Source organism: Streptomyces sp. NPDC038707, from assembly GCF_040636485.1.
Classification (GTDB): Bacteria; Actinomycetota; Actinomycetes; order Streptomycetales; family Streptomycetaceae; genus Streptomyces.
Genome location: NZ_JBEZUP010000001.1, coordinates 361,010 through 382,000, shown reverse-complemented (window position 1 = coordinate 382,000; position 20,991 = coordinate 361,010). Strand labels below are relative to the sequence as shown.

The window sequence follows — 20,991 nt, the reverse complement described above, 5'->3', positions numbered from 1 at the left end:
ATGGGGGTCCCCCCGCTCGATCGCGGCCGAGAGCGGGGGAGCATCCCGTTGAGTGCCTCCGCCGACCAAGGCTTCAAGATCGTGGTCGTGGGCGGCTTCGGCGTCGGCAAGACCACGCTGGTCCGCTCGGTCAGCGAGATCCGTCCCCTCAACACCGAGGAGACGATGACCCAGGCCGGCGAGCCGGTCGACGACATCGCCCAGGTCCGCGGCAAGTCCGCGACCACGGTGGCCTTCGACTTCGGCCGGATCACGCTGGACGCGCGCAAGGTGCTGTACCTGTTCGGCGCCCCGGGCCAGGAGCGGTTCTGGTTCCTGTGGGACCGGCTGTTCACCGGCACGCTCGGCGCGGTCGTCCTGGTCGACACCCGGCGCATCGACGACTCCTGGTACGCCATCGACCGGCTGGAACACCACGGCACGCCGTTCATCGTGGCCTGCAACGACTTCGGCGGCCCCGTACGGGCCGGCGCGGACGTCCGCGAGGCCCTCGACCTGGATCCGCACGTACCGCTGGTCGACTGCGACGCCCGCTCCCGGGAGTCGGGCAAGCAGGTGCTGATCACACTGGTGCAGCACGTGAAGAACCGGTACGCCGACCCGTCCGCGCGGGCGGGCCTGCCCCGACAGGAGTTCGTGTGACCACCCCCGACGCCGTCCCGCTCAGCGGATCCCGGTTCCAGACCGAACCCGCCCGCCTGTACCGGGAGATGCGGCGCGACCACGGCGCCGTGGTGCCGGTGCTGCTCGACGGTGACATCCCGGCCTGGCTGGTGCTCGGCTACCGGGAACTGCACCAGGTCACCGGCGATCCCGTGCTGTTCAGCCGGGACTCGGACCTGTGGAACCAGTGGGAGAACATCCCCGACGACTGGCCGCTGCTGCCGATGATCGGACGCAAGCAGCCGTCGATCCTCTACACCGTCGGCGAACGGCACCGGCAGCGCGCGGCGATGGTGAGCAACGCGCTGGAGGCGGTGGACCCGTTCGAACTGCGCGGCCACGCCGAGCGGTTCGCGGACGAGCTGATCGACGCGCTGTGCACGGCGGGCGAGGCCGATCTGATCGCGCAGTACGCGATGCTGCTGCCGGTACGGGTCCTCGCCCGGCTGTACGGGTTCTCCGACGAGGACGGCCCGGGGCTGGTCACCGCACTGAACGGCATGATCGACGGCCGGGAGCGGGCGCTGGCCGGGCAGGCGCATCTGGCCGGTTCCATGGCCCGGCTGGTCGCGGAGCGGAAGAAGGAGCCCGCCGACGACGTGGTCTCCCGGATGCTCGCCGACGACAGCGGGTTCAGTGACGAGGAGATCGTCCAGGACCTGATGGTGATGCTGGCGGCCGGGCACCAGCCGACCGCCGACTGGATCGGCAACTCGCTCCGGCTGATGCTGACCGACGACCGGTTCGCCGCCTCCCTGTTCGGCGGGCGCAACAGCGTCGCCGAGGCGATGAACGAGGTGCTGTGGGAGGACACGCCCACCCAGAACGTGGCGGGCCGCTGGGCCGCCCGCGACACCCGCCTCGGCGGCCGGGCCGTCCGGGCCGGTGATCTGCTGCTGCTCGGTCTGCAGGGCGCCAACTCCGATCCGCAGGTGCGCACCGACGCCTCGGAGCTGACCGGCGGCAACAACGCGCACTTCTCCTTCGGCCACGGCGACCACCGCTGCCCGTTCCCCGCACAGGAGGTCGCCGAGGTGATCGCCCGGACCGGCATCGAGGTGGTGCTGGACCGGCTGCCGGACATCGACCTGGCGGTGCCCGCCGACTCCCTGACCCGCCGGCCCTCGCCCTGGCTGAGAGGTCTGACCGGACTCCCCGTCCGGTTCAGCCCCGTGCCGGCCCACTGATCCCGCGCCGCCCCGGCCGGAGCGTCGTACGGCCGGGGGTCCGGGTTCGTCCCCGGGCCGGCGCCGTTCCCGCGCACTTCCGACCCCTGCCCTGGGAGGCACGTCACGATGACGACCGGTACCGCAGCACCCCGCATCGCCCTGGACCCCTTCGTCACCGACCTGGACGCCGAGAGCGCGGCCCTGCGCGCGGCCGGTCCGCTCGCCGCGGTCGAGCTGCCGGGCGGCGTCCCGGTCTGGGCGGTCACCCACCACGCCGAGGCCAAGGCGCTGCTCACCGACCCGCGCCTGGTGAAGGACATCAACGTGTGGGGGGCCTGGCAGCGCGGCGAGATCCCCGCGGACTGGCCGTTGATCGGCCTGGCCAACCCGGGCCGCTCCATGCTCACGGTCGACGGCGCCGACCACCGCCGGCTGCGCACGCTGGTCGCGCAGGCGCTCACCCCGCGCCGGGTGGAGCGGATGCGGGAGCGGATCGAGAAGCTCACCCAGGACATGCTGGACGCGCTGCCCACGGACGGCGGGACCGTCGACCTGAAGTCCGCCTTCGCCTATCCGCTGCCCATGTACGTGATCGCCGACCTGATGGGGATCGACGAGGCGCGGCTGCCCCGGCTGAAGGTGCTGTTCGAGAATTTCTTCTCCACGCAGACCCCGCCCCAGGAGGTCGTGGCGACCCTCACCGAGCTGGCGGGGATCATGGCCGAGACGGTGGCGGCGAAGCGGGCCGAACCCGGCGACGATCTGACCAGTGCGCTGGTCCTCGCGGCGGAGGACGGCGACCGGCTCACCGACGAGGAGATCGTCTCCACGCTCCAGCTGATGGTGGCCGCGGGCCACGAGACGACGATCTCGCTGATCGTCAACGCCGTCGTGAACCTCTCCACCCACCCCGAGCAGCGCGCCCTGGTGCTGTCCGGGCAGGCGGACTGGTCGGCGGTGATCGAGGAGACGCTGCGCTACTCCACGCCCACCTCGCACGTCCTGATCCGGTTCGCGACCGAGGACGTGCCGGTCGGCGACAAGGTGATACCGGCCGGGGACGCGCTGATCGTGTCGTACGGCGCGATCGGCCGCGACGAGCACGCGCACGGCCCGACCGCGGGCGGCTTCGACATCACCCGCGAGACGCGCAACCGGCACATCTCCTTCGGCCACGGCCCGCACGTCTGCCCCGGCGCCGCCCTGTCCCGGCTGGAGGCGGGGGTGGCCCTGCCGGCGCTGTACGCCCGCTTCCCGGGCCTGGACCTGGCGGTGCCGGCGAGCGAGCTGCGCAACAAGCCGGTGGTCACCCAGAACGACCTCTTCGAACTGCCGGTGCGGCTCACCACGTGACGCCGGCGGGGTCCTTGCCCGGGCCCGCCGACGGGTCCGGGCACCCCGGCGCACGCGCCGGGGCGTCACATCCCTGTTCGCCGATTCACCCGGGGAAAGGGTGAGCGGCACCGGGGTGAGTGGGTGTTTTCGGCCACGGCTGAGCTGGCGATCGGTGTCAATGGTGCCTGTGTGACGGGAGTGACGCGCTTCCGGAGGTCATGCGGGACCGGATGGAAGGGGCGCCCGGCGCACGGCGGTCGAAACCCGCCGTACGAGGTTGGCGGGAGCCGTTCGGCCGTCTCTTCCCCAGGTCACGCGGATGCGCTGCCCTGACGGGGCATCCGGGCGTCGCCCCGCCGGGGCGTTCGTGCCGGTCGGGGCGCGCTCCGGCAACGCCGACGCAAGGGGAAGACCATGACCACACCTCCCACCGTCCCGCTGCGGGTTGCCCTGGTCAACGGCAGCTTCGAGCAGCCCACCGTCGCCAACTTCGAGATCCTCCCGGACGCCTCGCAGACACAGGCACCCAAGTTCGTCCCCGGCTGGCGCACCACCGCGTCCGACCACATGATCGAGCTGTGGCGGTCCGGGTTCAACGGCGTGCCGGCGGCCGAGGGCGCGCAGTTCGCCGAGCTGAACGCCAACCAGGTCGCCACGCTCTACCAGGACCTGCCGACCACGCCCGGGTCCACGCTGTACTGGCGGCTCTACCACCGCGGCCGGCTGGGACAGGACACCATGGCCCTGGACATCGGCTCGCCGGGCGCACCCGTGGAGCAGCGGCGCTTCACCGACGGCAACACCGCCTGGGGCTACTACACCGGCACCTACACCGTCCCGGCGGGCCAGACGGTGACGCGCTTCGCCTTCCGGTCCGTCTCCGCGGCCGGCGGCAACCGGGGCATCGGCAACTTCCTCGACGGGGTCTTCTTCGGCACCGCGCCCCTGGTGGAGCTGACCAAGTCCGCGATTCCCGTGGGGCCGTTGGAGGTGGGGGACGTCATCACCTACCGCATCACCGCGAGGAACGAGGGCGGCGGCGCGGCGGAGAACCTGGTGCTGACCGACGACATCCCGGAGGGCACGACGTACGTCCCCGGATCCCTGCGCATCGTCGAGGGTCCGAACACGGGCCCGAAGACCGACGAACAGGGCGACGACCAGGCGTATTTCGACGAGGAGACGAACAGGGCCGTCTTCCACCTGGGCAACGGCGCGTCCACCGTACAGGGCGGCAGCCTGCCCAGCACCGAGACCGTGCCGGCGGGCACCACGGTGGAGTACCGGGTGGTCGTCGACCGGTCCGCCGGCGGCACGCAGATCAGCAACGCCGCCACCGCCGCCTACGAGAACCGGCTCGGCGACACCCCGGAACCGCTGACGGCCACGTCCAACGAGCAGGTCACCGAGGTCCTCCCGGCGGCCGACCTGAGCGTGACGAAGTCCGCCGACGCGACCCGGGTGACCGTCGGCCAGACCGTGACGTACCGCGTCACCGTCCGCAACACCGGCCCGAACCAGGCCACCGGCGTCGTCGTCACCGACGAACTCCCCTACGGCCTCGCCTTCCTGTCCGCCGACAGCGCGTCCGGCGGCTACGACCCCGTCACCGGTGAGTGGGCGGTCGGCGACGTGGCCGACGGCGCCACCGCGACCCTGGTCCTGCGGGCCAAGGCCACGGAGGCCGGCCCGCTCACCAACACCGCCACGGTGACCGGCAACGAGACGGAGCCGGACACCTCCGACAACACCGACTCCGTCACCGTCTGCGTCGAACCGGCCCCGGCCTGCTGCGCCCCGTGCACGGCGCGCGGCTAGCCACCGACACCCGCACGGCGGGACCCCGGAACGGTCCGGAACGGCACCGGGGCCCTGCCGCACGTACGGTCAGCACACTCGTCCCGCCCCGAGGCCACTGCTGTGGGCGGGACACCGGGTGGCGGGACGCCGGAGTCCCGGGAGGTGACACCCGCATGCCGTGTCCGTCTTGACTTGGAGTGCGCTTCAACTCGTACCGTCGCCGATGAGACGACAGCCACGGTGCGAAAGGGAACCCATGGACAAGCGCAGCCTGCGGGAACTTCAGGTGTCGGCCATCGGGCTCGGCTGCATGGGGATGTCCGCCTTCTACGGCTCCAGCGACCGGGCGGAGGGCATCGCGACCATCCGGCGCGCCCTGGACCTCGGTGTCGACTTCCTGGACACCGCGCAGTTGTACGGCCCGCTCACCAACGAGTCGCTGGTCGGCGAGGCGGTCAAGGGGCACCGGGACGAGTATGTGATCGCCACGAAGTTCAACTACCGCATGGACGACACCGTGCCCGGCGACATGAGCACGATCGGTCCGCAGGACGGCTCGGCCGAGCACGTCCGCAGCTCGGTGGAGGGCTCGCTGCGGCGGCTGGGCACCGACCACATCGACCTGTACTACCAGCACCGCGTCGACCCGAACGTGCCCATCGAGGAGACGGCCGGCGCCCTCGGCGAGCTGGTCGCCGAGGGCAAGGTGCGGTACATCGGGCTGAGCGAGGCGAGCGCGGAGACCATCCGGCGCGCCCACGCCGTGCACCCGGTCACGGCCGTGCAGAGCGAGTACTCGCTGTGGTCCCGGGACGTGGAGGCCGAGGTGCTGCCCGCGTGCCGGGAACTGGGCATCGGTTTCGTGCCGTACTCGCCGCTCGGCCGAGGCTTCCTCGCGGGCCGTTTCTCCTCTCCCGACGAGCTGGACCAGGACGACTACCGCCGTACGAGCCCGCGCTTCACCGACGCCAACCTCGCGGCGAACCTGCGGCTGGCGGAGAAGGTCAAGGAGATCGCCGCCGAGAAGGACGTGACCCCGGCCCAGCTGGCCATCGCCTGGGTGCTGGCCCAGGGCGAGGACCTGGTGCCGATCCCGGGCACCAAGCGCCGCGCGTACCTGGAGCAGAACGCCGCCGCGACCGCCATCGAGCTGACCGAGGAGGACCTGGCCCGCATCGACGCCGAGCTGCCCGAGCCGGCGGGCGAGCGGTACGACGAGGCGGGGATGCGCGCCATCAACCTGTAGGCCCGTAGCGCCCCGGACCGCACGGCCCGCGGTCGCCGCCGCGGGCCGGTTCCCTCCGGCGGGAGAGGAGAGGCGACCGGTCGCGTCCGGCCTGTGAGGAACCCCACGCGGGTGCCAACGGGCCTGTTCGGAGGGTGTTCGGCCGAGTCCGAGGGCCGCTGCGGCGGCCCGTGCGGTGACGACTCGGCCCTCTCGTCTGTCACGATGGTCGGCGCCCTGACCAGGCGGCCCGGCCGTGCGACGCAGCCGGCCCGACGGGCCCCGCCGGTCTCTCCCCGCCCCTTGGTTGTCGAGTACCCCGCCGTGCCCTCTGCCTCTGCCGTGTCCACACCCGTCCACGCCCCGGCCTCCCGTTCGCCGTGGCGGTCCCTGCGCCACCGGAGCATGCGCTGGTGGTCGGCGGCCAACTTCGTCTCCAACGCCGGTACGTGGATGCAGCTCACCGTGCAGAACCTGCTCGTGCTGCACATCACGGGTTCGGCCGCGGCGACCGGTCTGTCCATGTCCGTCCAGGCGGCGCCCGCGCTGCTGGTGAGCCTGTTCGGCGGCGCGGCCGTGGACCGCTGGCCCCGGAAGCTGACGGTCGCCGTCAGCCAGGCGCTGCTCGGCGCGGTCGCCTTCACCACGGCGCTGCTCGTCGCGCTGGACCGGATCGACATGACGACGCTGCTGGTGCTGGCCGCCGTGACCGGCGTCATCGCCACCGTCGACGGGCCGGCCTGTGCGCTGCTCGGCAACGATCTGGTCCCCGTGACGGACGTGCCGTCGGCGATCGGGGTGGGCGCGCTGGTGCACAGCGCGGGCCGGCTGGCCGGAACCGCCCTGGCCGGGGTGGCCGTCGGCTTCCTGGGCACGGCGTCCGCGTACGCCGCCAACGGGTTGTCGTTCCTGTTCGTGGCCTCGGTGGTGCCGTTCCTGCGGCCGGCCGCCGGGGCCGCCGAGGGGGCGGCGGCCGGGCCGCGCCCGGTGCCGGCCCGGGCCGCGATGTCCGTGCGGGAGGGGCTGTCCTTCTTCCTGGGCAGGCCCCGGCTCGTCGCCCTCGCGGGCATCACGGGCCTCAGCTCGGTCTTCGGCCGCAACTACGGTCTGACCCTCGCCGTCCTCGTCACCGGGCCGCTCGCGGGCGGCGCCGGGTCCTTCGGCACCGTGTCCACCGTGCTGGCCGTCGGCGGCATCATCGGCGCGGTCCTCGGCGCCCGGCTGCGCAGGCCGTCCGTGCGGACCGTGGGCCTGCTGGCGGCGGCGGGTGCCCTGCTCCAGGTGGTGGCCGGTCTGTCGCCGTCGCTGGCGGTGCTGCTGGTCCTGGTGCTGCCGATGGCGGTCGTGGAGTCCGTGTCCGACACCGCCGGTACGGCCGTGCTCCAGACCGACCCGCCGCCCCGTCTGCGCGGCCGGGTGCTCGGGGTGTGGAGCAGCGTCGGCACGGTGTGGAGCCTCGGCGGGCCCCCGCTGCTGGGCTTGCTGATGGAGTGGGCCGGGGTGCGCGGCGCCCTGGTCGCGGGCGGTCTGCTGATCGCCGGGTCGATCGGCGCGGGCCTGCTGGTACGCCGGCGGGGCGGCCCGGTGCCGGTACCGGTCGTCGCCAAGGACGGCGACCTGACCGGCCGCGAGGTCCTGGGCACGGCGGCCTGACCAACCCCGCCGGGGAACAGCCCACCGCACCCGGCGGACACGCCCGGAGGCGGCCCACCGCACCCTGGGGGTGCTCCGGAGTCAGGCCGCCGTACCCGGCAGGTGGTACACGTGGAACGCCTGGCCGATCACCGGCTGGGCGACATTGCGCACCCGGACCCCGCCCGTGGTCATGCCGTGCTCGGTGCCGGCGTGGGCGTGCCCGTGCACCGCGAGGTCGGCTCCGGCGGTGTCGATCGCCTCCGCGAGCAGGTAGCTGCCGAGGAACGGGTAGATCTCCAGCGGCTCCCCGGCCAGCGTGTCCGGCACCGGGGAGAAGTGGGTCAGCGCGATCCGTACGTCGCACTCCCGTTCCTCCAGGTCCTTCAGCGCACTGTGCAGACCGTCGGCGCACCGGCGGGTGCAGCGGACGAACTCCTTCATCAGGGGTTCGCCGAACTCCCCGGCGCAGCGGCCGACGAAGCCGCCGCCGAAGCCCTTGGTCCCGGCGACCCCGATCCGGGCTCCGTCCGCCGTGACGACCGTGGACTCCCCTTCGAGGACCTGGGCGCCGGCGTCCCGCAGGATCGCGGTGACCTCCTCGGGCCGTTCGTCGTGGTGGTCGTGGTTGCCGAGTACGGCGACGACGGGCACCCCGAGGTCCTTGATCTCGCGGGCGACGACCGCGGCCTCCTCCGGTGTGCCGTGCCGGGTGAGGTCGCCGGCGAGCAGCAGCACGTCGGCGCACTCGGGCAGGGTCTCGAAGGAGGAACGCAGCGTGCCCTGGCTCTCGGGGCCCATGTGTATGTCCCCGACGGCCGCGACGCGGATCATGTCAGGTCCTCTCCGTGGTCGGGCGAGGAGGTACCGGCGATGAGCAGGTCGCTGTGGACGGGATGCCCCGCCAGTTCCTCGCGGGCCAGGCGCAGGATGTCGTCCCGGCACTGGGTGGACGGCACGGTGCCGGTGAGCAGGACGACGTCGCCGCGCAGTTCGAGTCGTACGCCGAGCTCGCCCAGTTGCCCGGAGGCGAGGTGTTCGGCGAGGTGGGCGACGCGGTAGTCCAGGTTCCCGGCCGCCGGCGGGGGCTGCGGACTGGTGTCGGTCATGGCTGCCCCTCCTGGGCGTCGATCACGTTCAGCCGTTCGAGGAGGAAGAGGAAGGCGGCGGGCATGGGCTCGTCGCCGCAGGCCGTGCGGACCGCGTCCCAGTCGACCTTCTCGCGCACCGCGCGGGCCACCGGCAGCACCGAGCCGAAGTCACAGTAGTGCTCGGAGAAGGCGCTGATCAGGCTCTGGATCAGGTCGGTCGGGCTGAGGACCGGCATGAGCACGGAGTCGACCGGCAGGACGTGGGCCCGGTCGAGCATCTCCCGGGTGACCGGCTGGTGGGCCAGCGAGAAGATGATGTCGACGTTCTGTCCGTGGCAGGTGGTCTTGATCAGCCAGTCCTCCGGCGGGACCCGTACCTCGAGGCCGGCCTCGCGCAGGGTGGCGGCCACCGCCTCGGCGTCGTCGGGGAGGATGCAGAAGTCGGCGTCGTGCTGGAGGTAGCGGCTGCCCCCGTGGGCGTAGACCGCCACGCTTCCGGCGAGCGCGAAGGGATGGCCCGCGCGTTTGAGGAGTGCGCCGATCTGCTTGGCGGCCTCCAGGATCGCCTGGCTGCGGTCCTGCGGCAGGTCTGCCGGACCGGGGGCGGAGGCGGGCTCCTGCTCGACCGGCTCCGGGAGGGGACCGGGCCGTGACTCCATCGGTCCGGGAGTCGGCGCGGAGCGTGACTCCGTGGGACCGGAGGCCGCCACGGGCCGCTGCCCCGCGGCGTCCGGCGCGGGTGCCGGCCGCGGCGCGGACGGCAGCTCCGTCGGATCCGTGGCCGAGGCGGCCCGCGGTGCGGTCGGTTCGGAGGCGGAGGCGGGCTCCGGTCCCCTGGGTCCGGAAGCGGAACCGGACCCCGGTCCCGTCAGCCCCGCCGGTCCGGAAGCCGGCGCGGATCGCGGTTCGGCAGCCGCGGGCGCGGGCGCGCGGCGCGGTTCGTCGGGGGCGAGGCGGAGTTCGGTGACCTCCGTTCGCCGCAGGGGCGCGGTGTCCTCCCCGTCGTGCGTCATGACCTCTCCATTCGGCACCCTTGCACCCGGGACCGCCTGATCGGCCCGGGGGCCGTACGGGTACCCGGGGCGCCGCCCGCGACACGGCACCCGAAGGAGTGGTTCAGTCCTCCACGACGAGCGCCGGAGTGCCCGCGGTGAGGACCTGGCCGCGGAAGAAGGCCGGGTCGCGGCGCCGCATCACCAGCATGATCACCGCGCCGAGGAGCAGCAGGCCGACCCCGATGACGAAGACGGAGCCGACGCCGAGGACGGCGGATCCGCTGCCGTAGGCGGGGTCCCACATGTCGTACAGCGTCTTGCCGAACACGGCGGTGAGCAGGATGCCGCCGAGGACCGGGAAGAACCCCTTGAACAGGGCGTCGCGGGCCGAGCGGGTGAGGTCGCGGCGGAAGAACCAGGCGCAGGCGAACGCGGTGAGGGCGTAGTAGAAGCAGATCATCAGGCCGAGGGCGTAGATGGTGTCGACCAGGACGTGCTCGCTGAGCAGCGACATCACGGTGTAGAAGACGCCGGTGGCGACGCCGGCGGTGACCGTGGCCCGGCCGGGGGTGCGGAACCGCTCGTGGACGCGGGCGTAGGAGGCGGGCAGGGCCTGGTACGTCGACATGGCGAGCACCGTGCGGGCGACCGGGATGAAGGTGGTCTGGAGGCTCGCGGCGGCCGAGGCGAGGACGGCGGCGAAGAGCAGGATGCCGCACAGGTGGCCCATGACCGGGCCGGCCAGGGCGGCGAAGACGTTGTCGGAGGTGTCCGGGTTGGCCAGGCCCAGGCCGTGGGTGCCGGAGCCGACGGCCATCTGGGCGGCGACGCCGGTCACGAGGTAGGAGCCGACCAGGACGACCATGGCGATCAGGGCGGCCCGGCCCGGTGTCTTCTCGCTGCCGACGGTCTCCTCGTTGGCGGTCAGGCAGGTGTCCCAGCCCCAGTACATGAAGATCGACAGGGACAGTCCGGCGCTGAAGGAGGCGAAGGAGTCCACCGCGAAGGGGTTGAGCCAGGACCAGGAGAAGTCGGCGTGCCCGGGGAAGGCGCCGGTGCGGGCCTTGTCCAGGGCCAGGACGACGAAAAGGGCGAGCACCACGAGCTGGAGTCCCACCAGCGCGTACTGCACGCCCTTCGTCGTGGTCATGCCCCGGTAGCTGACCGCGGTGGCGGCGGCGATCAGGACCAGACAGGTGACGATGTGCACGGCCTTGTTCCCGTCGAGGCCGGAGACGGCGTCGCTACCGGTGACCTCCCCGGCCAGCAGCCAGAAGTAGGTGGTGGCGACGCCGGCGAGATTGGACAGGACGATCACGGTCGCGATGACCAGACCCCAGCCGCACATCCAGCCGACGTGCGGCCCGAACGCCTTGACCGTCCAGGTGAACGAGGTGCCGCAGTCGGGCACCGCCTTGTTCAGCTCACGGTAGGCGAAGGCGACCAGCAGCATCGGCAGGAACCCGGCGAGGAAGACGGCCGGCATGTGCAGGCCGACCTCGCCGGCGGTGGAGCCGAGCGTGGAGGTGAGGCAGTAGACCGGGGCCACGGTCGACAGACCGATGACCGCGCTGCCCAGCAGACCGATGGAATTTCCGCCGAGGCCTTTGCCCCGCACTCCGTCGCCGGGTGCCGTGTCGTGGGCGTCCGGCCTCATCGCCGTCTCTGTCATGACACAGGACGCTAAATGCTGCGATTTCGGTTGAGGGTGGTTCAGAACACCTGTCAAGCACCTTTATTTCCCAGGCCGAAACGGGAAACCGGCCGGTATTTGAACGGAGAATGACGCTAGTCGATCCGCCTGACGAAGGCAAAGTGATCGGTGTCCACTATTCGGGAATCGCACACCCACCCGGAATGTCCGATTCCAAATCTTCCCTTGTGACGTGCGCCACTCCCGCCCCGGGCGCACGCTGGGAGGCATGGCACCCCGGCTCGGGCGCGCGCGACCGTGGCAGTCGGCCCGCGCGTTGCTGGTACTCCCCGTCGCACTCGTCGTCGCGATCACCGTGGTGGACATGCGGGCCCCCTACGACGTGCACCTCGGACCGGCCCTGGTGATCGCCCCCGCGCTCACCCCCTCCTTCGCCGGCCCTCGCACCACCGCGGGCGTCGGTACGCTCGCTCTCGCCGCGCAGTTCCTCGTCGCCGTCACGCACGGCGGGCTCGCCACCACGAACCATGTCGTGCAGCTCATCACCCTCGCCGTCCTGGTCGTGCTCACCGTCCTCTACAGCGCCCTGCGCGAGCGCCGTCAGGCCCAGCTGGCCCGGGTCCGCACGGTCGCCGAGGCCGCCCAGCACGTGTTGATGTGGCCGCTGCCCGAGCGGATCGGCGCCCTGCGGATCGCCTCGCTGTACCTGGCCGCCGAGGACGAGGCCCAGATCGGCGGCGACCTGTACGCGGCGGCGCGCTGCGACGGCACGGTACGCCTGCTGATCGGGGACGTCCGCGGCAAGGGGCTGCCCGCGATCGGGGAGGCGGCGCTGCTGCTCGGCGCCTTCCGGGAGAGCGCGCACCGGCTCGCCCCGCTGCCGGAACTGGCCACCGCGCTGGACCGGAGCATCACCCGTTACGCGGCCGAGCTGGACCGTCCGGAGGAGGAGGGCGAGCGGTTCGCCACCGCGCTGCTCGTGGAGATCCCGGACGACGCCCCGGTGACCCGGCTGACCAGTTGCGGCCATCCGCCGCCGCTGCTGCTGAGCCCCGGCCATGTCGTCACGGCCCCGAGTCTGCACCCCTCGCCGCCGCTCGGGGTGCAGTGCGGCGGCGAGCACTCGCTGGACGTGTTCTCCTTCGCACCGGGCGACACGCTGCTGCTGTACACCGACGGGGTGGTGGAGGCCCGGGACGAGCGGGGCCGGTTCTATCCGCTCGCCGACCGGGTCGCGCGGTGGACCGGGGATGGCCCCGAGGCGCTCATGCACCATCTGCGGCGCGATCTGCTGGCCCACGCCGGCGGCCGGCTCGGGGACGACGCCGCGCTCATCGCCGTCCACCGCGCCACCGCCGAACGCCGCCGCCACCAGGGCTGAGGGGCCGTCGGCGGCACGGCGGGGCGGCGGGAGCGTTCACCTGCCGGTGCGGCGGTGTTCAGCCGGGAGGGTGGCCCGCCCCGCGGGGCGTTGCGAGAATCCGCCACGCGCCCGCCGGCGGGCTCCCCGCCCGCCCCGACCCGAGTGAGGTTCCCGATGCCCTTACGGCACCTGCCCCTACGACGCCTCGCCCGGCCCCTGCTGGCCGGCCTGGCCGTGCTGCCCGCGCTGCTGTCCCCGGTGGCCGCGCAGGCGACGCCCGGCGGCCCCGCGCCGGCCCGCTTCGACCTCCAGGCGCACCGCGGCGGTCTCGGCCTGACCACCGAGGAGTCGCTGGAGGGCTTCGGCAAGGCGCTGCGGCTCGGGGTGTCCACGCTGGAACTGGACACCCAGGTCACCCGGGACCTGAAGGTGGTGGTCAACCACGACCGGCAGATCAGCGGCGTCAAGTGCCGGGACACCGGTCCGGTCGCGCCCGGCGACCCGCTGTACCCCTACACCGGCAAGTACATCAAGGACCTGACACTGGCTCAGGTCAAGACGCTGGACTGCGGTTACCGGCAACTGCCCGGCTTCCCCGAGCAGGAGGTCGTCCAGGGCTTCCGGATGGTGGAACTGAAGGACGTCCTGGGCCTGGTGAGGAGCTACCGTGCCCGGGGCGTGAAGCTGAACATCGAGACCAAGGTGGAGGCGGGCGCGCCCGAACAGACCGCGCCGCGCGAGGTGTTCGTGCGCCGGGTGTACGAGGAGATCCACCGCTCGGGCATCGAGCGGCAGGTCACCATCCAGTCGTTCGACTGGGGCGCGCTGAGGGTGATGCACCGGCTCGCGCCGCGGTGGCCGCTGGTGGCGCTGACCAACTACGACTTCCTCCAGGTCGGCCGGCCCGGTGCGTCCCCGTGGCTGGGCGGCATCGACGCCGACGACTACGGCGGCGACTTCGTCCGGGCGGCGGCGACCCTGCCCGGCGTCACCACCCTCTCCCCCAACTACGGCTTCCCGCAGAGCGGCGAGGTCGGCGACCCGGATTTCCGGTTCTACTCCGACGCCGCCATGGTCGCGCGGGCGCACGCCCGGGGGCTGAAGGTGGTGCCGTGGACCTGTGACGATCCGGCGACCGTCGAGGCGCTGATGGACCTGGGCGTCGACGGGATCATCACGGACTATCCCGACCGGGTACGGCGGATCATGGCCGACCGGGGCATGCGGCTGCCGCGCTCCTACCAGCCGCACGGCCACGCCTGACCGGGCCCAGGATGCGCGGGGGGTGGGTCCGGCCCCGAGTGGGGCGGGGCGGGGCCCACCCCCCTGGTCAGGCGGCCGGCCTGAGGCCGGTGATCTTCAGGGTCTTCAGATCGGACTGGACGTCGATCCGGCTGACCTCGGCGTGCGGGCCGTCGCCCCAGGTGAGCGTGACCCTGGTGGTGGCGTGGCCCGCGCCGGAGCCGGTGTAGGCCGCCTGCCACTTCACCGGCACGTTCTGCGCGAACAGGATGCCGTCGGCGTGCTCCCGCTGCTCGTAGGCGGCGACCGACTTGCGGGCCCCGGCGGAGAGGTAGAAGCCGCGCAGGGCCTTGGCGCTCGCCGCGGCCGTGGGGTCGTCGGCGGCCCAGACGGCGTCGATGTAGGCGCCGTAGAAGTCGGCCACGTGGTGGGCGGCGCTGCGCGGGTCGCCCTGGGCGGGCGAGGACACGGCGGCGGTGCGGGGGGCGTGGCTCGTGGTGCCGCCCGCGAGGGCGGGGGTGACGGCGGCCAGGGTGAGCCCGGCGGCGAGGGCGGTGGCGGTCAGGAGGGTCTTGCGGCTGCGCTCGGACATATGTCTCGTTCCCCCGGATTCTTCGCGACCGGGCCGGTCCCGGCCGTCGACGGTCCTTAAGACCGCTTTCCGGGCACTCCGGTTCCGTTTCCCGGAGGACGTTCTCCGGGGTTTCCTTCCGTTCGGCTCCGGGCTTCCCTTTCGGCTCCGGGCTTCCGTTCGCCTCGGGCCTTCCGTTCGTCTCGGGGGCGGTGGCCGCCGGCCCGCGCACGGCCCGTCGTACGACGGGAGGCGGGGCCGGGGTCCGGGAGGTGGGTCGGACCCCGGCCCCGGGTCTGTCACGGCTTGCGGGCTACCGCGCCGTACATGGCGATGTCCTCGTCCCGGACGCCCCGTTCGCCGCTGCCGTCGGGATGCCACTTGTGCACCTGGACGACGCCGGGCCCGAGCAGGTCCAGGCCGTCGAAGAACTCGTGGGTCTCGGCGAGGGTGCGCAGCCGCATCGGCATGCCGCGGGCCGCGTACTCGCGGGCGACCCGGCCGACCTCGGCGGGGGCGAAGTCGGCGGTGCCGACGGACATCGCGAGGTAACTGCCGCAGGGCAGCGGCTCCAGCAGCCGGCGCACCAGCCCGACCGCGTCGTCCGCGTCCAGCATGAAGTGCACGATCGCGATGACGGTGAGGGCGACGGGCCGGCCCAGGTCCAGCGTCTCGCGCAGTTCGGGGGCGTTCAGGATGGCCGCCGGATCGCGGAAGTCGGCCTCCAGGTACGCGGTGCGGCCCTCGGGGGCGCTGGCCAGCAGGCCCTGGGAGAGGGTGAGCACGATCGGGTCGTTGTCGACGTAGACGACCCGTGACTCGGGGGCCACGGCCTGGGCGATCTCGTGCAGGTTGGGGCAGGTCGGGATGCCGGTGCCGATGTCCAGGAACTGGCGCACGCCCGCGTCCTCGGCGAGCCGGCGCACCGCCCGGTTCATGAAGTCCCGGTTGGCGCGCATATGGACCGGGAGCGCGGGCCACTCCCGCACCATCGCCTCGCCCGCCTCCTTGTCGGCGGTGTAGTAGTCCTTGCCGCCGAGGAGGTAGTCGTAGACGCGGGCGGAGTGGGCGTTCTCGGTGTCGATCCGGTCGGCCGGCCATCCGTTGTCGGGCAACGCCGTGTCTCCACATTCGAGTCAGGGGTCGAGCCCTCGCGTCGGCACGTGCGGGGGCGGGTGCGCTGGGTGGTACGACGGGCGGATACGGTCGGCGGCTCACCACTCCTTGCGCAGCGCGGCGAGCAGGGTCTCGGTCTTCCGGGCGGACGGCGCCTGGGCGCTGAGCCGGTCCAGGGCCTCCCGGTAGACCACCACCTCGTCGGGCTTGTCCAGGTACTCGGCCCTGGCCAGTCCGCTGAGGTAGGCGATGTCGGGCAGTTCGCGGGCGCGGAACCGGAAGAGGTGGAAGGCGCCGCCCCACAGCGCGGGGTGCGGTCCGCTCGCCAGCGGCATGACCTGCACGGTGACATGGGGCAGCCGGCCCAGCTCGATGAGGTGGTCGATCTGCGCGCGCATCACCTGGGGGCCGCCGACCGGCCGGCGCAGCACGGTCTCGTCCATCACGACCCACAGCCGCGGTGGTTCGGCCCGCATCAGCAGTTTCTGGCGGCGCGTGCGCAGCGCGACCCGGCGCTCGGTGGTCTCGGCGGGGGCGTGCGGGTAGGAGGCGGTGAGCAGGGCGCGCGCGTAGCCCTCGGTCTGCAGCAGGCCGTGCACGAACTGGTTCTCGTAGCCGCGCAGGTGCAGGGCCGCCTGCTCCAGGCTGAGGTAGGCGGGCAGCCAGTGCGGCACCACATCGCGGTATGTGTGCCACCAGCCGCGCTTGTTGGCCTCGCGCACGGACTCCAGGAAGGTGCCGACCTCGTCCCGGTCCGTGACGCCGTAGACCTGGAGCAGTTTCTCGGCGTCCGCGAGCCGCAGCCGGGCCACCTTGGCGGCCTCCATGCGGCGGATCGTGGAGTGGCTGACCCCGATGGCCGCGCCCGCCTCGGCGTAGCTGAGGCCGGCCCGGGTGCGCAGGTCCTCCAGGCGTCTGCCGAGGATCATGCGCAGCACGGAGGGCGCACCGCCCCACTCGGTCTCCACGGTCACGCCCACCCCCCCTCGCCGGCTCCCGGTCGTCCGCACGGGCGACACCGGTTTCCCGCCGCCCATTGGATCACGTTCCGTCGGATGCAGCATGCACTTCGCCACTTGCAAATTTCAACTTGCCGGTTGCGATGTCTGGTTGGCAGGTGCCAGAGTGGACCCGCCGCTCCCGGCCGGCCCACGGAGCGGGCGGCACGTCCGGCCGGCGGCAGACCGGTCGCCACCAGGGTCTTCGGGCAGGCGGCGCACACGTCCGCCGACCGCGACCCGCTCACGAGGCCGGACGGAAGACGCACGGCGATGGCTCCGTCCTCTCCCCCGACGGCTCCCCCGCCCGGCCGCCGACCGCCACCGCCGCGGACCGCTCCCGCGCGGTGGTGGTCGCACCCGGTCATGCCGGCACCCCGGCGGTACCGGGCGGGGCGAGCGTTCCACCCCGGTGCCCGGGCACCGCTGCTGGGCCGATGGGCACGGTGTCCCGTACCGAGCGGCCTCCGGCGGCTCCCGGGCGCGTACCGGCCGGGCGGCGGACAGCCGGCCGCCTTCCGGGGCGGAGGCTGGGCTCGTACGGGCGGGGCAACGGACGCCGGACGGTCTCCGCGCCGGCCGCCGGCCCCTTCCGAACCACCCGGAGGCGAGTGTCCTGGTCGACTCCCCGGGCTCTGCGGCCCCGACCGGCTCGCCTCCGGGGCCGACCGACCGCCCCGGGCCGCCTCCCCCTATGACGCCCGGCCCGGGCGGAACCGGTCGTGCCCGATCGACGGACCGGACATATGCTGCCAAATGCCGCCCCGAAGGGAGTGCTCATGGCCGCCACACCCACCGATCCCGCCGCCGCACCGGTCCCGCAGGAACCACCGGCGTCCGCCGGCCCGCCCGGCTCCCCCGCCGGCGAGCTGACGCTGCGCCCGCTCGGCATCGAGCACCTGGCCGCCGTGCTCGGCCTCGGCCACCGGGTGTACGACACCGACGCCATGCCGTACACGGGCTGGTCGCTGTCGGCCGTCGCCGGGCACCTGGACGCGCCGGACCCGGCCTGCTTCGTCCTGCTCGACGGTGACCGCGTCGCCGGCTTCGTGCTCGGTTCGCTGTCCTTCGAGCAGCGCGCCGACTGGGGCTACCTGGAGTGGATCGCCGTCGACCCCGGTTACCAGGGGCGGGGAGCGGCCTCCCTGCTGGTGCGGGAGTGCTGTGCGCGGCTGGCCGAGGCCGGCGCGGTGTGCGTGGTCACGGACGTGGAGCGGCGCAACACCCCCTCCGCCGAGCTGATGCGCCGCAACGGCTTCGAGGAGGAGGCCAGCGTCAGCCTGTTCGTCCGGCAGCTCACCGACGCGCCCGCGACCGGCACCGGCCGGGCCCGGGCCGCCGCCGGGCCGCGCCGCCACCTCACCCGCGCGGCGGCCGAACGGGTGCGCTGACCCCGGCCCGGCCGTCGCCGTCCGTCGCGCGCCGGGCCGTGAGGCGGCGCCGGTCCGGCCAGCGCAGGTCCTAGGCCCAGCCGAGGCGTTCGAACCAGCGGATCAGCCGGGCGCCGGCGTCGAGCCGGCCGGTGAGCACGCCGTGCCGGGCGCTGGTACGGCGACGAAGACGCCGATCATCAGCTGCTCGCCGGTGGGCCGGAACCGGCCGCCGGCCGGGCGGTGCCGGAGATCTCCGAGGACATGGCGGCCCTTTCCCGGCCCTGGGCGGGCTAGTCGACGGCGGTGAGGACGAGTACGGCGTTCTGGCCGCCGAAACCGAAGGAGTTGCTGACGGCGGCCGCCATCCGGTGCGGGCGGGGCACCTTGGTGACGATGTCCAGGTCCATCGCCGGGTCGAGCGTGTCCAGGTTGGCGGTGGGCGGGATCAGCTGGTGGCGCAGGGTGAGCACGGTGCAGGCCGCCTCGATGGCCCCGGCGCCGCCGATGGCGTGCCCGATGGTGCCCTTGACGGCGGTGACGGGCGGGGGGCGGCGGAAGACGCGGTGCAGCGCGTTGTGTTCGGCGGCGTCTCCCTGGGGGGTGGCGGTGCCGTGCGCGTTGACGTGGTCGATGTCCTCGGGGGCCAGGCCGGCGTCGGCGAGGGCGGCGCCGAGGGCGCGGGCGGCGCCGTCGCCGTCGGGGTGCGGGGCGGTGAAGTGGTGGGCGTCGCAGGAGGCGCCGAACCCGGCGAGCAGCGCCTCGGGCCGTACGCCCCGGGCGCGGGCGTCGGCGGTGCGCTCCAGGACGAGGACGGCGGCGCCCTCGCCGAGGACGAACCCGTCCCGGTCCCGGTCGAAGGGCCGGGATGCGGCGGCGGGGCTGTCCGCGCGGCGGGACAGGGCGCGCATCTGGGCGAAGCAGGCGGCGGTCATCCGCAGCCGGGCCGACTCGCTGCCGCCGGCCAGGACGAGGTCGCACCGGCCGGACAGCAGCCAGTCCCGGGCCAGGCCGAGCGCGCTGGTGCCGGAGGCGCAGGCGGTGCTGACCACCATGTTGGGTCCGCGCGCGCCGAGGTCCAGGGCAATCTCGGCGGCGGCCATGTTGGGCACGCTGCGCGGCAGCGCCAGGGGGGAGACCCGCTCGGGGACGGCGTCGGCGAGCCGGTCGAACTCGGCCTGCCAGCCCTGCATGGACCCGGTGCCGACGCCCATCACCACGCCGACCCGGGCGCCGTCCCAGTCGGCCGGGGCGAGGCCGGCGTCGGCGACGGCCTCGCGGGCGGCGAGCAGCGCGAAGGTGGTGAACCGGTCGAGCCGGCGGGCCAGCCGGTGCCCGAGCAGGCCGGGCGCGTCCAGGCCGGGGACCTGGCAGGAGAAGGCCACGGGCAGTCCGGCCAGCGCGGGGTCGACAGCGGCGGTGGCCTGCCCGGCGCACAGCCCCGCCCAGGCAGCGTCCCGGCCGATGCCGGCCGGGGTGATCAGACCGAGTCCGGTGACGGCGACCGGCGCCCGGGCCGTCCCTGCTTCCACCTGCTGCATGAGCCGCTGCATGAGCCGTGATTATGCGCACGCGCCGGCCCGGTTCCGCGCCACGACAGCTCGCCCGGCCGGGGAGCGGGCGCGCTACCACCCGGATGCGGGAACGGCCCCGTGCCGGCACGGGGCCCGCAGGGCGGGCTTCACAGGTGCCGCCCGGTAGAGCCCGGCCCGCACGGAGACCGCCCGCTCGCACTCCTCGACCGGGAATCCGCCCGGTCCGCCCTCTCGGGTCCGGAGCCCGCCCAGGCGGCCTTCTCCTGCGCGCGCTCCGCCAGGCGGACTCGTCCGGCGTCGGCGGACGCCACCGCGCGCCCGGGAACGCCGCCGCTGCCGGCCCGCACCGGCCCCGCCCGCCGTCGGCGCCGGGCTTCCCTCGGCGTCGTGCGCCGGACCCGCCGCCTCGCGTCGGACTCTCCGGGTCAACCACGGGCGGCGGCCCCGTCCGGCCCCTTCTCCATGGCCCGGACGGCCTTCGACCAGGCGTCGGCGAGGGCGGTCTCCAGGGTGGTCAGGGGGGAGTCGGAGGCGTCCAGGCGGACGGCGGGGGCGATGTGGACGTGGACGCGGGGGCGGCGGAGGGGTGCGGTGGCCCAGCCGGCGAGCTGTTTGGCGCGGTTGCCGGAGGTGACCCGGCGGGCGCCCGCGTGTCCGACCGGGATCACCGGCGCGCCGGTGGACAGGGCGAGGCGGACCACCCCGGACTTCAGGCGGCCGGGCGGGCGGTCGTGGGAGGCGCGGTAGCGGGGCAGACCGCCCTCGGGGTAGATGAGCACGTCGCGTCCGGCGGCCAGGGCGTCGGCGGCGTGCCGGAGGGCGTCCGGGGCGCGGCGGCTGCCCCGGTGCACGGGCACGTGACCCTCCCGGGTGAGGGCCCGGCCCAGCAGCGGTACCCGCCACAGCCCGGCCGTCGTCAGCACGGCGGGGCGCAGCCCGAGCCGGTGCAGGGTGCCGAGGAGCAGCACCGGGTCGAAGAACGAGGTGTGGTTGGCGGCGAGGAGACGGCCGGCGCCGGACCCCCGCGCCAGGTCACCGGTGCCCGTCACGGCCAGGTTGCCGGTGCCGGTCACGCTCGTGTCGCTGAATACGGGCACCAGCGCCCCGGCCCATGCCGACAGCATCGGGCACTCCTCTCCGCCGTGTCCCCCGGACGCCCATCGTCCCCCGCGTCCCGCCCGCCCGCACCCCTCTGCCCCGAATGCCCGTCCGGCGTGCGCCGGCCGGGGCCC

At 73.8% G+C, this 20,991-nt stretch carries 18 protein-coding genes; 9 read left to right on the top strand and 9 right to left on the bottom strand.

What is annotated here, in order from left to right:
* The 6 genes from AB0E62_RS01730 to AB0E62_RS01705 all read left to right on the top strand — a co-directional run bounded on the left by AB0E62_RS01730 (position 1) and on the right by AB0E62_RS01705 (position 7,845).
* On the top strand, positions 1-642 hold the full coding sequence (locus AB0E62_RS01730) for an ATP/GTP-binding protein (protein WP_362186457.1): 642 nt from the start codon (positions 1-3) through the stop codon (positions 640-642).
* A complete protein-coding gene (locus tag AB0E62_RS01725) occupies positions 639-1,850 on the top strand; it encodes a cytochrome P450 (protein WP_362186455.1) in 1,212 nt (403 codons plus the stop codon). The genes AB0E62_RS01730 and AB0E62_RS01725 overlap by 4 nt, the downstream gene beginning before the upstream one ends.
* Positions 1,851-1,958: 108 nt before the next feature.
* Entirely contained in the window at positions 1,959-3,185 is a 1,227-nt protein-coding gene (locus AB0E62_RS01720; RefSeq protein WP_362186452.1) for a cytochrome P450, read from the top strand.
* A 396-nt stretch (positions 3,186-3,581) separates the two neighbouring features.
* Positions 3,582-4,985 (top strand): hypothetical protein, encoded by a 1,404-nt coding sequence (locus AB0E62_RS01715; RefSeq protein ID WP_362186449.1) that lies wholly within the window; start codon positions 3,582-3,584, stop codon positions 4,983-4,985.
* Between the two features lie 238 nt (positions 4,986-5,223).
* Positions 5,224-6,213: an aldo/keto reductase gene (locus tag AB0E62_RS01710; RefSeq protein WP_362186446.1), complete on the top strand. Its 990-nt coding sequence runs from the start codon at positions 5,224-5,226 to the stop codon at positions 6,211-6,213.
* Positions 6,214-6,597: 384 nt separating this feature from the next.
* Positions 6,598-7,845: an MFS transporter gene (locus AB0E62_RS01705; RefSeq protein WP_362186947.1), complete on the top strand. Its 1,248-nt coding sequence runs from the start codon at positions 6,598-6,600 to the stop codon at positions 7,843-7,845.
* An 81-nt stretch (positions 7,846-7,926) separates the two neighbouring features.
* On the opposite strand, the gene AB0E62_RS01700 is transcribed toward AB0E62_RS01705, so the two are convergent.
* The 4 genes from AB0E62_RS01700 to AB0E62_RS01685 form a co-directional block, all read right to left on the bottom strand.
* On the bottom strand, positions 7,927-8,658 hold the full coding sequence (locus AB0E62_RS01700) for a metallophosphoesterase (protein ID WP_362186443.1): 732 nt from the start codon (positions 8,656-8,658) through the stop codon (positions 7,927-7,929).
* Positions 8,655-8,933 carry a BON domain-containing protein gene (locus AB0E62_RS01695; protein ID WP_362186440.1) on the bottom strand — a complete coding sequence of 93 codons (279 nt, stop codon included), beginning with the start codon at positions 8,931-8,933 and terminating at the stop codon, positions 8,655-8,657. Before AB0E62_RS01695 ends, AB0E62_RS01700 begins: the two co-directional genes overlap by 4 nt.
* Positions 8,930-9,574: a hypothetical protein gene (locus AB0E62_RS01690; RefSeq protein WP_362186438.1), complete on the bottom strand. Its 645-nt coding sequence runs from the start codon at positions 9,572-9,574 to the stop codon at positions 8,930-8,932. Before AB0E62_RS01690 ends, AB0E62_RS01695 begins: the two co-directional genes overlap by 4 nt.
* Before the next feature lie 457 nt (positions 9,575-10,031).
* On the bottom strand, positions 10,032-11,582 hold the full coding sequence (locus AB0E62_RS01685) for an APC family permease (RefSeq protein ID WP_362186435.1): 1,551 nt from the start codon (positions 11,580-11,582) through the stop codon (positions 10,032-10,034).
* A 250-nt stretch (positions 11,583-11,832) separates the two neighbouring features.
* Here AB0E62_RS01685 and AB0E62_RS01680 point away from each other — a divergent pair, with 250 nt between their 5' ends.
* Together AB0E62_RS01680 and AB0E62_RS01675 are read left to right on the top strand one after the other, a co-directional pair.
* Entirely contained in the window at positions 11,833-12,945 is a 1,113-nt protein-coding gene (locus AB0E62_RS01680; protein ID WP_362186432.1) for a PP2C family protein-serine/threonine phosphatase, read from the top strand.
* A 156-nt stretch (positions 12,946-13,101) separates the two neighbouring features.
* Complete coding sequence (locus AB0E62_RS01675; protein WP_362186429.1) at positions 13,102-14,190, top strand: glycerophosphodiester phosphodiesterase family protein; 1,089 nt, start codon at positions 13,102-13,104, stop codon at positions 14,188-14,190.
* Positions 14,191-14,257: 67 nt separating this feature from the next.
* Here AB0E62_RS01675 and AB0E62_RS01670 read toward each other — a convergent pair whose 3' ends face one another.
* The 3 genes from AB0E62_RS01670 to AB0E62_RS01660 all read right to left on the bottom strand — a co-directional run bounded on the left by AB0E62_RS01670 (position 14,258) and on the right by AB0E62_RS01660 (position 16,830).
* On the bottom strand, positions 14,258-14,761 hold the full coding sequence (locus AB0E62_RS01670) for a hypothetical protein (protein ID WP_362186426.1): 504 nt from the start codon (positions 14,759-14,761) through the stop codon (positions 14,258-14,260).
* Between the two features lie 278 nt (positions 14,762-15,039).
* Entirely contained in the window at positions 15,040-15,855 is an 816-nt protein-coding gene (locus tag AB0E62_RS01665; protein WP_362186423.1) for an SAM-dependent methyltransferase, read from the bottom strand.
* 99 nt (positions 15,856-15,954) lie between these two features.
* Positions 15,955-16,830 (bottom strand): helix-turn-helix transcriptional regulator, encoded by an 876-nt coding sequence (locus AB0E62_RS01660; RefSeq protein ID WP_362186420.1) that lies wholly within the window; start codon positions 16,828-16,830, stop codon positions 15,955-15,957.
* Between the two features lie 803 nt (positions 16,831-17,633).
* Here AB0E62_RS01660 and AB0E62_RS01655 point away from each other — a divergent pair.
* Complete coding sequence (locus tag AB0E62_RS01655; protein WP_362186417.1) at positions 17,634-18,245, top strand: GNAT family N-acetyltransferase; 612 nt, start codon at positions 17,634-17,636, stop codon at positions 18,243-18,245.
* A gap of 272 nt (positions 18,246-18,517) precedes the next feature.
* On the opposite strand, the gene AB0E62_RS01650 is transcribed toward AB0E62_RS01655, so the two are convergent.
* Together AB0E62_RS01650 and AB0E62_RS01645 are read right to left on the bottom strand one after the other, a co-directional pair.
* On the bottom strand, positions 18,518-19,777 hold the full coding sequence (locus AB0E62_RS01650; RefSeq protein ID WP_362186414.1) for a beta-ketoacyl-[acyl-carrier-protein] synthase family protein: 1,260 nt from the start codon (positions 19,775-19,777) through the stop codon (positions 18,518-18,520).
* 407 nt (positions 19,778-20,184) lie between these two features.
* Complete coding sequence (locus AB0E62_RS01645) at positions 20,185-20,883, bottom strand: lysophospholipid acyltransferase family protein (RefSeq protein ID WP_362186411.1); 699 nt, start codon at positions 20,881-20,883, stop codon at positions 20,185-20,187.
* Positions 20,884-20,991: the final 108 nt, after the last annotated feature.

Excerpts from the sequence above, each read along its gene's own strand:
- AB0E62_RS01730 (WP_362186457.1), top strand. The coding sequence starts at position 1 with ATGGGGGTCCCCCCGCTCGATCGCGGCCGAGAGCGGGGGAGCATCCCG.
- AB0E62_RS01720 (WP_362186452.1), top strand. The coding sequence starts at position 1,959 with ATGACGACCGGTACCGCAGCACCCCGCATCGCCCTGGACCCCTTCGTC.
- AB0E62_RS01715 (WP_362186449.1), top strand. The coding sequence starts at position 3,582 with ATGACCACACCTCCCACCGTCCCGCTGCGGGTTGCCCTGGTCAACGGC.
- AB0E62_RS01710 (WP_362186446.1), top strand. The coding sequence starts at position 5,224 with ATGGACAAGCGCAGCCTGCGGGAACTTCAGGTGTCGGCCATCGGGCTC.
- AB0E62_RS01705 (WP_362186947.1), top strand. The coding sequence starts at position 6,598 with ATGCGCTGGTGGTCGGCGGCCAACTTCGTCTCCAACGCCGGTACGTGG.
- AB0E62_RS01700 (WP_362186443.1), bottom strand. The coding sequence starts at position 8,658 with ATGATCCGCGTCGCGGCCGTCGGGGACATACACATGGGCCCCGAGAGC.
- AB0E62_RS01695 (WP_362186440.1), bottom strand. The coding sequence starts at position 8,933 with ATGACCGACACCAGTCCGCAGCCCCCGCCGGCGGCCGGGAACCTGGAC.
- AB0E62_RS01690 (WP_362186438.1), bottom strand. The coding sequence starts at position 9,574 with ATGGAGTCACGGCCCGGTCCCCTCCCGGAGCCGGTCGAGCAGGAGCCC.
- AB0E62_RS01685 (WP_362186435.1), bottom strand. The coding sequence starts at position 11,582 with ATGACAGAGACGGCGATGAGGCCGGACGCCCACGACACGGCACCCGGC.
- AB0E62_RS01680 (WP_362186432.1), top strand. The coding sequence starts at position 11,833 with ATGGCACCCCGGCTCGGGCGCGCGCGACCGTGGCAGTCGGCCCGCGCG.
- AB0E62_RS01675 (WP_362186429.1), top strand. The coding sequence starts at position 13,102 with ATGCCCTTACGGCACCTGCCCCTACGACGCCTCGCCCGGCCCCTGCTG.
- AB0E62_RS01670 (WP_362186426.1), bottom strand. The coding sequence starts at position 14,761 with ATGTCCGAGCGCAGCCGCAAGACCCTCCTGACCGCCACCGCCCTCGCC.
- AB0E62_RS01655 (WP_362186417.1), top strand. The coding sequence starts at position 17,634 with ATGGCCGCCACACCCACCGATCCCGCCGCCGCACCGGTCCCGCAGGAA.
- AB0E62_RS01650 (WP_362186414.1), bottom strand. The coding sequence starts at position 19,777 with ATGCAGCGGCTCATGCAGCAGGTGGAAGCAGGGACGGCCCGGGCGCCG.
- AB0E62_RS01645 (WP_362186411.1), bottom strand. The coding sequence starts at position 20,883 with ATGCTGTCGGCATGGGCCGGGGCGCTGGTGCCCGTATTCAGCGACACG.